Annotated in this window: 12 protein-coding genes; 9 read left to right on the top strand and 3 right to left on the bottom strand. The window is 52.0% G+C overall.

Going from position 1 to position 10985, the window contains the following annotated elements; all coding sequences use genetic code 11:
• The 9 genes from B3F49_RS11415 to B3F49_RS11375 all read left to right on the top strand — a co-directional run.
• Window positions 1-927 (top strand): BMP family lipoprotein (locus B3F49_RS11415; RefSeq protein ID WP_293911187.1); only part of this gene is annotated, 927 nt, incomplete at its 5' end.
• Between the two features lie 111 nt (window positions 928-1038).
• Window positions 1039-2559, top strand: coding sequence for an ABC transporter ATP-binding protein (locus B3F49_RS11410; RefSeq protein ID WP_293911185.1), 1521 nt, complete (start codon window positions 1039-1041; stop codon window positions 2557-2559).
• Window positions 2556-3671, top strand: a complete 1116-nt coding sequence (locus tag B3F49_RS11405; RefSeq protein WP_293911183.1) for an ABC transporter permease — start codon at window positions 2556-2558, stop codon at window positions 3669-3671. Before B3F49_RS11410 ends, B3F49_RS11405 begins: the two co-directional genes overlap by 4 nt.
• Window position 3672: 1 nt before the next feature.
• The gene (locus tag B3F49_RS11400) at window positions 3673-4605 is read left to right on the top strand and encodes an ABC transporter permease (protein WP_293890541.1); all 933 of its coding nucleotides are present in this window, start codon (window positions 3673-3675) and stop codon (window positions 4603-4605) included.
• A 22-nt stretch (window positions 4606-4627) separates the two neighbouring features.
• Window positions 4628-5458: a purine-nucleoside phosphorylase gene (locus tag B3F49_RS11395; protein WP_293911181.1), complete on the top strand. Its 831-nt coding sequence runs from the start codon at window positions 4628-4630 to the stop codon at window positions 5456-5458.
• The gene (locus tag B3F49_RS11390) at window positions 5455-5925 is read left to right on the top strand and encodes a cupin domain-containing protein (protein ID WP_293911179.1); all 471 of its coding nucleotides are present in this window, start codon (window positions 5455-5457) and stop codon (window positions 5923-5925) included. The genes B3F49_RS11395 and B3F49_RS11390 overlap by 4 nt, the downstream gene beginning before the upstream one ends.
• Window positions 5925-6626: an SDR family NAD(P)-dependent oxidoreductase gene (locus B3F49_RS11385; protein ID WP_293911177.1), complete on the top strand. Its 702-nt coding sequence runs from the start codon at window positions 5925-5927 to the stop codon at window positions 6624-6626. Before B3F49_RS11390 ends, B3F49_RS11385 begins: the two co-directional genes overlap by 1 nt.
• A 3-nt stretch (window positions 6627-6629) precedes the next feature.
• On the top strand, window positions 6630-7343 hold the full coding sequence (locus tag B3F49_RS11380) for a metallophosphoesterase (protein WP_293911175.1): 714 nt from the start codon (window positions 6630-6632) through the stop codon (window positions 7341-7343).
• Window positions 7324-8241 carry a transcriptional regulator gene (locus tag B3F49_RS11375; protein ID WP_293911173.1) on the top strand — a complete coding sequence of 306 codons (918 nt, stop codon included), beginning with the start codon at window positions 7324-7326 and terminating at the stop codon, window positions 8239-8241. Before B3F49_RS11380 ends, B3F49_RS11375 begins: the two co-directional genes overlap by 20 nt.
• Window positions 8242-8279: 38 nt before the next feature.
• Here the strand turns inward: B3F49_RS11375 and B3F49_RS11370 are convergent, their stop codons facing one another.
• From B3F49_RS11370 to B3F49_RS11360, 3 genes are all read right to left on the bottom strand, one after another.
• Window positions 8280-8870 carry a flavodoxin family protein gene (locus B3F49_RS11370; RefSeq protein WP_293890529.1) on the bottom strand — a complete coding sequence of 197 codons (591 nt, stop codon included), beginning with the start codon at window positions 8868-8870 and terminating at the stop codon, window positions 8280-8282.
• A gap of 70 nt (window positions 8871-8940) precedes the next feature.
• A complete protein-coding gene (locus B3F49_RS11365) occupies window positions 8941-9723 on the bottom strand; it encodes an ABC transporter ATP-binding protein (protein WP_293890527.1) in 783 nt (260 codons plus the stop codon).
• A 58-nt stretch (window positions 9724-9781) separates the two neighbouring features.
• Window positions 9782-10537 (bottom strand): FadR/GntR family transcriptional regulator, encoded by a 756-nt coding sequence (locus tag B3F49_RS11360; RefSeq protein WP_293911171.1) that lies wholly within the window; start codon window positions 10535-10537, stop codon window positions 9782-9784.
• Between the last annotated feature and the right edge of the window lie 448 nt (window positions 10538-10985).

Genomic DNA, 10985 nt, shown 5'->3' with positions numbered 1-10985 from the left:
ACCTGGGAAGGAATCCTGAGGGCGAGCAGAGACTACGGTCTGGACGTAAAATACCTCAAACCCGCTGGAACAACCGAAGCCGACTACCTCAAGGAAATCGGCAACCTTGTTGATGCTGGTTACAATTTTATAATCTGCCCGGGATTCAAGTTTGAGACTGCCTTGTTTGAAGCCCAGGACAAGTACCCCAATGTAAAGTTCGTCATCCTCGACGGTGAGCCCCACAGTGCCGACTACTCGGTCTTCCGTATTGAGAAGAATGTTGTTGCCGTGTATTGGGCGGAGCATGAATCCGGCTTCCTCGCCGGCTTTGCAGCAGCCCTGCAGATCAAGGAAGGTGACTTTGGTTTCGTCGGCGGCATGGAAATTCCTGCTGTCCAGAAGTTCAACTGGGGCTTCCAGCAGGGCGTCAAGTACGCCAATGCAAACTACGGCACCAAGATTGTCATGAAGCAGGAAAACAACCTGTATCAGGGCAGCTTCGACAACGTAAGCGCAGGTCAGCAGATTGCTGCTTCCATGTACGACCGCGGTGTTGATGTAATCTTTGCAGCAGCCGGCGGCGTCGGTGTCGGCGTCATCAATGAAGCAAAGAACCGTGCTTCCAGCGGCCAGAACGTCTGGGTCATCGGTGTTGATGTTGACCAGTATCCTGAAGGTGTCATGCCCAACGGAAAGTCCGTCATTCTCACCAGTGCCATGAAGTACCTCGACCGTGCTTCCTATGACATGATTGAAGCCGAGCTGAACGGAACCTATCCTGCCGGACAGATTCTGCACCTCGACGCCACCAACGACGGCGTTGGTATTCCTGTTGTGAATCCGAACCTCTCCAAGAGCGTGACCGATGAAGTTGCAAAGGTCTATGCAAAGATGAAGAGCGGAGAGATCAAGGTCGCCGCCGTCGGCGACGGACTGTTCAAGTAAGTGCTTGCTTGATGCCATCATCAAGGGCCACCATCTATCGGTGGCCCTTCTGTGCAACCTACGGTATTGCATAAAATACACGCCCAGCGTGTCCTCATAGGGAGTCCACCGATGAGTCATGTCATAGAAATGTTGAACATTCGCAAGGAGTTTCCCGGTATCGTCGCAAACGATGATATTACCTTGCAAGTAGAGCAGGGGGAGATACACGCCATTTTGGGCGAGAACGGGGCGGGCAAGTCCACCCTCATGAGCATCCTCTTTGGTTTGTACCATGCAGACAAGGGGAAAATTTTGGTTCGGGGAAAGGAAGCTCATATCCACAGCCCCAACGATGCCAATGACTTGGGCATCGGCATGGTGCACCAGCACTTCCAGCTGGTTCACAATTTTACTGTTACGGAAAATATCATTCTTGGAAAGGAAGGAAGATTCTTCCTCGACCGGAAAGGCGCCTCCAAGAAGATCAAGGCCCTCTCTGAAAAGTACGGGCTGAATATCGATCCTGATATGGTTATTGAGGATATCACGGTGGGGATGCAGCAGCGCGTTGAGATTCTGAAGATGCTCTATCGCGATGCCGAGATTCTCATTTTTGATGAGCCGACGGCGGTCCTCACTCCCCAGGAAATCGAGGATCTGATGCAGATTATGCGAAACATGGTCTCTGAAGGCAAGTCGGTCATTCTCATAACCCACAAGCTCAACGAGATCAAGGCGGTTGCAGACCGCTGCACAATCATCCGTCGCGGGCAGTTGATCGGCGTGGTTGATGTGAAGTCGACCAGTGTCTCCAAAATGGCTTCCATGATGGTCGGCAGACCCGTCAACTTCAAGGTTGACAAGAAACCCGCACAGGTCGGCAGGGTTATTCTGGACCTGCACGATCTACGGGTCATGAACAATAAGAAAGTTCTTGGCGTGAAGGACTTCTCCCTCTCGGTGAAAGCCGGGGAAATCGTCGGTATTGCAGGTGTTGACGGTAACGGCCAGACCGAGCTGATCGAAGCCATTACCGGTCTGCGGCCTGTTGAGGGAGGAACCATCACCTTGGACGGCAACGATATCACCAATGCAGATATCAGAAAACGCAATGAAATCGGCATGGGTCATATTCCCGAAGACCGGCAGAAGCGCGGGTTGGTCATGGCCTCCTCGCTGTACAACAATGTTGCCATCAAGGAGTACTATCACAGCCCATTCAGTAAGAAGGGCCTTCTTGATGCACAGTATCTGCGTGAGTATGCTCAGAAGGTCATCGACCAATTCGATGTACGCAGCGGTGAAGGAATCTACTCCCTTGCAGGGAAACTCTCGGGAGGCAACCAGCAAAAGCTGATAGTCGGACGTGAAGTAGTGTCCGATCCCGAGCTTCTCATAGCGGTTCAGCCCACCCGAGGCTTGGATGTCGGTGCCATTGAATATATTCACTCACAGCTTGTCGCCCATCGGGACAAGGGACATGCCGTCTTGCTTGTCTCCTTTGAACTGGATGAGATTTTCAATCTCTCCGACCGGATTGCCGTCATGTACAGCGGGGAGTTGATTGATGTGCTGAAGACCAGTGAGACCAATGAGGAGGAAGTCGGTCTCCTGATGGCCGGCGTGAAGCGAAAGGAAGGTGCCCAATGAAACCAATAAAAGAAAAACAAAGCAATGCCTTCCTCGTCGCCGTGAGTGCAACAGTCTTGGGACTGGTGGCCGGCGCGATATTGATGGCTTTGATCGGCAGCAACCCGTTTACCGGGTTCTGGTATCTGTTCCGCGGTGGTTTGATGAACATCGAGCGCATCGGCAATACATTGGCCACCGCCACCACCTTGATGTTGGTAGGTCTATCGGTCGCCTTTGCCTTCAAGACCGGTCTGTTCAATATCGGAGCTTCCGGACAGATGCTCATCGGTGGCTTGTGTGCAACGTTGGTGGCGCACAAGGTATTTTTACCCCGACCACTTTTTTTGGTGGTGCTTATCGGTGCTGCTCTTCTTGGTGGAGCTCTGTGGGGTATCATCCCGGGCTTCCTGAAGGCAAAGTTCAATGTACATGAAGTTGTTGCCACGATTATGATGAACTGGATCGCCTATTGGTCGATCTACTATTTCATACCCGCCTATCTGAAGGGGCCTTCGCTTGAGACCGAGAGTGCGAGCATCGCCGTCAGCCAGTCCATGCGGTCTCCTTGGCTGACAAAACTCTTCAACGGCTCGTACATGAATTTGGCCTTTTTTGTCGCCATTGCGGCGGTACTTATTATTAAGTTCATTTTGGATAAGACAACCTTGGGCTTCGGTCTGAAGGCTGTAGGTTCGAACCGCTTCTGTGCCGAGTATGCAGGAATAAAAGTAAACCGCAATGTCGTCATTTCCATGATGATCGCCGGAGGCTTGGCAGGTCTTGCAGGACTTTCCTTCTACACCGGGTACTCACGCAATATGCAGATCGGGGTTATGCCTTCCCAAGGGTTCGACGGTATTGCCGTCGCCTTGCTGGGAGCCAGTAATCCCTTGGGTGTGTTGTTCAGTTCCTTGTTCTTCGGTATTTTGCAGTCCGGCAAGGGGTTCATGAACGCCATGACCAGCGTACCTCCCGAAATTGCCGATACCATCATCGCCGTCATCATCTACTTTACTGCAACCAGCGTACTGTTCAAGCGATTCTGGGATGCAGTGCTGAAGCGGCAAGTGAACAAGGCCGAGAGGAAGGCAGAAATGCCGGAGACTGCACAGAAGAAGGAGGGTCAATAATATGTGGAATACCCTGATCAGCATTTTCCCCTATGCAATAGCCTATACGATTCCCATGCTGATGACCTCCCTCGGAGGCTTGTACAGTGAACGGAGCGGCGTCACCAACCTCGGTTTGGAAGGCTTGATGTTGGTCGGCTACTTTGCTAGTGCCATCACCATCAAGATGACAGAAGCCACCTTGGGGGTGCAAGCACTTCCCCTCGGTCTTCTTGTCGGTGTGGCAGCAGGAGCCGTATTCAGTATCCTGCATGCCTTTGCCTCGATCAACTTGAAGGCGGACCAGGTTATCAGCGGGACGGCAATCAACATGTTGGCAACCGCCTTGACCGTGTATCTGGCCAGAACCATCAGTGGAAGCGGAAACGTCCGCATTCTCATGGGTATTGTACGCAAGAACATTCCCGTCCTTTCACAGATTCCCATCATCGGCCCGCTCTTTTTCAGCCAATCCTATTGGACCACCTGGCTGTGTCTGGTAATTTGGGCGCTTTCCTGGATTCTGCTGTACAAGACCAGTTTCGGTTTGAGGCTTCGGGCATGTGGTGAACACCCTTCAGCGGTAGCATCGGCTGGTGTCAATGTGCATCGCATGCGCTATTTCGGTGTCATCATGAGCGGAGCCTTGGCTGGTTTGGGCGGCTCGGTCATCCTGATCACCTACTCCGGAGAGTTCAATGGAACGGTAGCCGGCCTGGGATTCCTCTCCATTGCCGCGTTGATTTTCGGGCAGTGGAAGCCGCTGGGAATTCTCGGGGCGACGTTCTTCTTCGGCATTGCAACCACCATTGCAAACGTCAGCCAGGTTATTCCCTCACTGTCGGTTATTCCCCCCGTTTTCTTCAAGGTCTTCCCCTATGTGGCAACCTTGCTTGCCCTGGTGCTTTTCTCGAAGAATTCCGCTGCCCCGAAGGCGTCGGGCGAACCGTTCTAAGTAATTCGAATTGGAGGAATCAATGGATAAACTCATGGATAAGATGCAGGAAGCTGCAATGTATATCACGTCCCGAATCGGCAATACTCCGGTGGATATCGGCATGGTCCTGGGCAGCGGCCTCGGTGGCCTCGCTGATGAACTGCAGGACGCAGTTGCAATTTCCTATAAGGATATTCCCTATTTCCCTGTCTCCACAGTCTTTGGGCACAAGGGCCGGCTGGTGGTGGGTACGCTGGAAGGCAAGCGTGTCATGTGCATGCAGGGACGATTCCACTACTACGAAGGTTATGGGATGGATCAGGTGGTGTTCCCCATCCAGGTCATGCATGCCCTGGGCATCAACAATCTCTTGGTGACCAATGCCGCTGGAGGGGTGAACTCATCCTACAAGCCTGGTGATTTGATGTTGATCACCGACCACATCAAATTGATAGCAGACAGCCCCATGCGCGGTCCGAACTATGACACCTTGGGCGAGCGTTTTTTTGATATGACCAATGCGTATGACAAGCGCCTCTCTGCTTTGGCCAGGGAGGAGGCCAAGCGTTTGGGCATTACCTTGCATGAGGGTGTCTACATGTTCTTCGCCGGACCCTCCTACGAGACGCCGGCAGAGGTAAGAGCCGCCCGCATTCTCGGCTCTGATGCGGTGGGCATGTCCACCGTACCCGAAGCGTTGGCGGCCAGCCATATGCGGATGAAGGTGTTGGGCATCAGCTGCATCACCAACATGGCTGCCGGTATTCTTGACCAGCCGCTGAATCATGCAGAAGTGATGGAGACCAGCGACCGGGTGAAGGAAGCCTTTACGCTTCTGGTGCGCAATGTCACCAAACAATGGCCGGTATGACCAAAGAGATAGAAGATTTGATTCATAGACTGCAGTTGCAGCCGCTCGAGGGCGAAGGGGGATTCTTTCGCCGTGTATATACGTTCAAAAGCGATGGTGAGGCTTTGGGCAGTACCATCTACTACCTGATGACCGGCCGGAGTTTCTCCTCGCTTCACTATCTGCCTACTGCAGAGGTCTGGTACTTTTTGGAAGGCAGTGAAGCCCGACAGCTGGTTCTGCATCCCGATGGAAGTCATACAATGACAATCTTGGGGAAGGCGAGCGAAGATCATAATCCTGTCATTGCGGTTGAAGGGGGGTGTTGGCAGGGCACAAAGCCTGCTTGCGAGGATGGATGGACCTTGTGTGCAACCACCATGGTTCCCCCCTATGATGGGCAGGCCTACAGGCAGGGAGGTCGAGCCTTGCTCTTGCAGTATCCAACCTGCCCTGATATCGAGGCATTTCTGGGCAAGGAGGAGTGATGAAGCACGTTCTGGTCAGTGGAGGTACGAGCACCCTGGGAAAAGCAATCTGCAGCATGTTCATTGCAGAAGGGGCGAGAGTGTATTGCGGGTACTCCAGCAGCGAACAGAAGGCCCAAGAGCTTGTTCGACAGTTGGGCCCCTTCCTGATTCCCGTCCTGCTCGATGTCACCGACCAAGCAAGCATCGATGAGGTTGCAAGCCGGATCACAACGCTTGATGTCCTGGTCAACAACAGCGGAGTTTTCTCGGTCCATCCGGTGCAAGAGCTTCAGACCGAGGAGGTCCAGCGAATTTTCGATATCAATGTGACGGGTCTCATGCGCCTCACCAAGTGCATGATCCCCTTTCTCAAGGCCTCCAAAGGTTCGATCGTCAATGTTGCCAGCATCAACGCCTTTCATCCTGGTTTTGGCCAGACGGTGCACTATGATGCATCCAAAGGAGCGGTGGTCTCTTATACCAAGAGCCTGGCTCGTGAACTTGCCCCCTTTGTCCGGGTGAATGCCGTTGCACCGGGCCTGCTCAAGGCTCCCTATCTTGATGAGGAAAACCCGCTGAGAAAGCTGTATGAACAACGGGCCTTGCTGGGCAGTCTGGTCGATGCCGACCAGGTTGCCTTGGCTGTTCAGTTTCTCAGCAGGTGCTCGGCCATGACAGCAGAGGTGATCACCATCGATGCTGGCTATCTAGCGGGGTGATGTATGAAGATTCTCTGTATCTCTGATGAATCGGACCCGTTGGTCTACTCCAAGAACATCGCCTCCCGGTATGCCGATGTCGATGTGGTCATTGCAGCCGGTGACCTGCCGCTCAAATACTATGAGTTCATCATCTCCAGCCTGAACAAGCCGCTCTTTTTTGTGTTCGGCAATCATAATCTTGAGTTTCTGCACCAGTTCACCTCGAACGCCCAACCGATCATGCAATATGGATACACCGATGGGAAAATGCAGGTGCTGCCCAGCTTCGGCGGCGACTTTATCGATGGAAAGGTTCTCTACTATCGAAAGCAGAATCTTATCATCGCCGGCTTGGGCGGGTCGATGCGCTACAACAAGGGCACGCATCAGTTCACCGAGCGTGAAATGTATTTCAGGATGCTCAAGATGGTTCCCCGCCTTCTGTTCAACCGTATATTTCGTGGGCGGTATGTAGATATTCTGGTCACCCATGCAGCCCCTTTGGGACTCGGTGATGACACCGACCGTTGCCATCAGGGCTTTTCCACCTTCCTGACCTTCATGCAGTGGTTCAAACCACGGTATCTGTTGCACGGGCATATTCATTTGCATGATATGAACGCAAACCGCCAGCATGTATATAAGCAAACGCAGGTGATTAATGTTTTCCAAAGTTATATACTGCAGGACCCGAAGTTGGGGAGGGGTGGCAAACATGGGAAGAATGGGGAATGATTTGCTTTCCCAGACGAATGAGGATTTTGAAAAGGCCCGCAGCCGGGGCCGAATTCAGTCTTTGCTCAGTAGTCTGGCATGGAAGAACTCCGATTTATTAAGCTTTTATGCGGTTACCGAGCTGATAAAACCGCGAAACGAGACATATCTGGGAATGCGGACCATTCCCGTCAAGCAGATAATCGGAAGTGAAGGCCGGTATCAGGATTTTTCACTGGCTTTCTATCCTAAGAAGGAGTTGCTCAGAGCCCGCTGGAGGAGCATCGACAGGGCGGTCAAGGAGTATGTGAACCTGCCACCCATCTCTGTGTACAAGCTTGGGCAGTGGTACTTTGTACGGGACGGGAACCACCGTGTCTCGGTGGCCAAGACCCAGGGGGTTGAGTTCATCGATGCCGAGGTTGTTGAGCTCGACAGCCAGATTCCGCTTGAAGCAGGGCTCACGATGAAACAGCTGAGAAAGCGCGTCATCGATTACGAACGCAAGCGATTCCTTGAGCAATACAACCCCACCTTTCTGCCGATGGAGGAGATCGAGTTTACCTCTCCTGGTTCCTACCCGGAGATGGTCAACCACATTCTGGTGCATAAGTACTATCTGAATGAGGGCAAGAGTGAGGAGCTGAGTTTTGAAGATGGTGCTGTTTCGTGGTATGAGAACGTATATAAACCGATCATCGAAGAGGTGCGCAGGGAAAAGCTGCTTGCATCTTTCCCGGGCAATACCGAAGCCGACCTCTATATGTGGATAGTCAGGCATTGGGACAACCTCAAGCACATGAGCGGCAGTCAGGAAGTGAGTATCGAAAGTGCCACTTCCGATTACAAGCTGCGCTTCGGCAGAGGGCGTGCAGAGCGTTGGTTGAACCGGATCAAGTATTTCTTCTCAAAGAAGTAGGAGAAGTGCGCTCCGCACTTCTCCTGAGGCCTTCTGTTTTATTCTTGTATATAGGCGCTGAGGATGTCGGCGTAGACTTCCATCTCCTTGCCCAGCCTGTCGCTTGGCCGGATGGCGCCTTCCTTGCCGGCCAGGTGTACGATGCCTCCCACCGGCTGGTCGCAGAAGTCCAGCTCGTCGTGCACCCCGAACGGTATGTGCAGCATGCCCATCGACTGGGCCCAATAGAGCATGGCAGTCAACGTATGGGCACCTTCGCAGGTGGAGTTCGAGCAGCTGGTGAAGCAGGCAAAGAACTTGGTTTCAAGGCTCTTGTCCTTACTCAGCGGCAGGGTGGTGTCAAGAAAGGTTTTCATCTCCGCTGAGATGTTTCCGAAACGGGTGGGGCTGCCCAGAATAACCATGTCGCTTTTTAGGAGCGTCGAGGTACTTACGATGGGAAGTGCCAGAATATCTTCATAGAAATCATTGGTCGTCTCTTGTGTGTTTGCCCAAATGTGCAAATCAGGGTCTTCAACCCGGTACAGCCTGGCATCGACATTTCGTGCGGTCATGAGTTCCTTGAGATAAGAACCAATGATATAACAGTTGCCGCTGACACTGTGAATGATGATTGAACAACGCTTCATGTGGGGACCTCGCTTGTTTTGTTCTTGATTCAATAATACTACACAAAGGGAGGTTCGTGGAATAAATGCATCAGCACCAAGCGCTGTACAACCCCTCCCTCTCATCGATGAACACCTTGGTTTGGTACACTTCGCTGAGCAATCGTTCGTTGAGTACTTCCTGTTTCGAGCCGTCGGCGACAATTTTCCCGTGTTGCATGACCACGATACGGTTGATTGCCGGAATTATTTCACTCAGTTCATGGGTGGCCAGAATGATGGTTTTCCCCTCCCTGTCCAGTTGCTCCAATGTGCTGCGGTACTGCGACCGGCTGGGAAAATCTAGATTCGAAACCGCCTCGTCGAGCAACATCACCTGAGGATCGTGCACATTGGCTCGTGCCAGCAGGATTCTTCGGGCCTCTCCGCTGGACATGCGGTTCATCTGCTTGTCCCGAAGGTGCCAGGTATCGTAGCGGTGCATGACCTCCTCCATTTTCTGCATTTGCTGCTCGGTGCAGTGGTGGTGAAAGTCAAGTCCGATGGAGCTGAAGAAGCCGGAGGCGACGATCTCCCAGCCCTTGTAGCTGGAGTTGCACAGGTATTGCAAGGATTGGGAGACAATGCCCAGATGGGCCCTGAGGCTCAAGACTTCCCACTTTGCTTTCCCAAAAAGAATCCGCTTGGTTTGGGGGGAGTACAAAGGATGGATTTCTTCACTCAACAACTGTACCAAGGTGCTCTTGCCGGCCCCGTTTGGACCGATGATTGCAACATGTTCGTTGCGCCGTACCTGAAAAGAGACATCGTCGAGAATCGGTACGCCTGCACGGCGAACTGTGGCATGTTCCAGCTGTATGATGCATTCATCCATAAAAAAACCTCCACCGTGACTATACCACGCTGAAGGATTTTTGCCAAAGAGGGGGTGATCAAGCGTAGGAGATCATAGCCATGCCTTCATCCGGGTAGTGGTCCATCACCTTGGTTTCGAGGGTGGTGAGGGTGACCAACACCAATGCGACCGCAAGATCGGTTTGCCCATTCTGCAATGCTTCACAGAGATAGGAGTAGTCTTTTGAGCGTTTCTCCATCTGGGAGGGGGTGAACTTGATGGAGTTCATCGCAGTGTCCAGCAATGGTGAAAGGTTGTCATAAATGCAGGAGAGAATCTGGTTGCCGTTGGCGAAGACCAGGGTCCGATGGAAATCGGCTTCAGCCTTCAGATAGTCGGCATGGGCCTTGGCATCTTTCCGAAAGATGTGGGGGACCGCTGCTTCCATGCGATTGCTCGAATTCCATAGCTGGGCAAGGTACTCATCGCGATTCTCAAGACGGGAAAACCCCCTGGCGGCACTTGTAGCAACCGTGATGCGGACCTGCATGAGATTACGCATCAGCTTTGCTTGGCTGATCTTGCTGTTTACAATGGTGGTGGAGATGGACTCGACGTACTGGTCAAGATTGTTGCTCCTGACCTGGGCCCTTCTTCCTTGGGAAATTACAACCAATCCCTTGGCTTCGAGAAGCTTCAAGGCTTCGCGGATGGGACGGCTCGATGTATTGAACTGATCGGCAAGTACTTGTTGTGAAGGAAGGAATGATCCGCTTTTTAAACGATTGTCCAAGATCATCTCTTCCAAGGACGAAGCAATTCTCGCTGATTTTGTTTGTGAAATGTAATCCATTTCTTCTTCCTTGTTGAGCGAAACAATGTAAGCCTTAACCATGTCATACGTTCTAAGTTTGCTTACAGGTCAAATATAATATATTTACTAACTATATGCAATACTTGGATATCAAAATATTAATTGATGACATCAGTTGTAAATCGTGTAATAAGTTATTCATGTAAACACCAACATTGGACATAGGACGGATATGCTTCTTTCTTGTTTTGTACATACAGGCATTACAAGAAATAAGGCTCCTGACTAAAAGCTTTGCTTCAAGACGCCGAAATGCTTCAGTCCTTCAAGAACTCCTGCAGGTCCTTGGCAAACATATTTCGGTCGTTCTCGCCATCGACGGCTGTAATGATGCTCTGCATTGCAATTCAGCCCATCCTGGCTAGATGGCGTATGGCGGTACCTTTGCCTGCGTCAGGTTCCCATGAACGCTTGATGTAGTGGATCT

Source organism: Sphaerochaeta sp. UBA5836 (assembly GCF_002432845.1).
GTDB lineage: Bacteria > Spirochaetota > Spirochaetia > Sphaerochaetales > Sphaerochaetaceae > Sphaerochaeta.
This window is presented reverse-complemented; position numbering and strand designations above follow the sequence as displayed.

Coding starts and splice junctions, on each gene's coding strand:
- B3F49_RS11410 (WP_293911185.1), top strand. CDS start 1,039: ATGAGTCATGTCATAGAAATGTTGAACATTCGCAAGGAGTTTCCCGGT.
- B3F49_RS11405 (WP_293911183.1), top strand. CDS start 2,556: ATGAAACCAATAAAAGAAAAACAAAGCAATGCCTTCCTCGTCGCCGTG.
- B3F49_RS11400 (WP_293890541.1), top strand. CDS start 3,673: ATGTGGAATACCCTGATCAGCATTTTCCCCTATGCAATAGCCTATACG.
- B3F49_RS11395 (WP_293911181.1), top strand. CDS start 4,628: ATGGATAAACTCATGGATAAGATGCAGGAAGCTGCAATGTATATCACG.
- B3F49_RS11390 (WP_293911179.1), top strand. CDS start 5,455: ATGACCAAAGAGATAGAAGATTTGATTCATAGACTGCAGTTGCAGCCG.
- B3F49_RS11385 (WP_293911177.1), top strand. CDS start 5,925: ATGAAGCACGTTCTGGTCAGTGGAGGTACGAGCACCCTGGGAAAAGCA.
- B3F49_RS11380 (WP_293911175.1), top strand. CDS start 6,630: ATGAAGATTCTCTGTATCTCTGATGAATCGGACCCGTTGGTCTACTCC.
- B3F49_RS11375 (WP_293911173.1), top strand. CDS start 7,324: ATGGGAAGAATGGGGAATGATTTGCTTTCCCAGACGAATGAGGATTTT.
- B3F49_RS11370 (WP_293890529.1), bottom strand. CDS start 8,870: ATGAAGCGTTGTTCAATCATCATTCACAGTGTCAGCGGCAACTGTTAT.
- B3F49_RS11365 (WP_293890527.1), bottom strand. CDS start 9,723: ATGGATGAATGCATCATACAGCTGGAACATGCCACAGTTCGCCGTGCA.
- B3F49_RS11360 (WP_293911171.1), bottom strand. CDS start 10,537: ATGGATTACATTTCACAAACAAAATCAGCGAGAATTGCTTCGTCCTTG.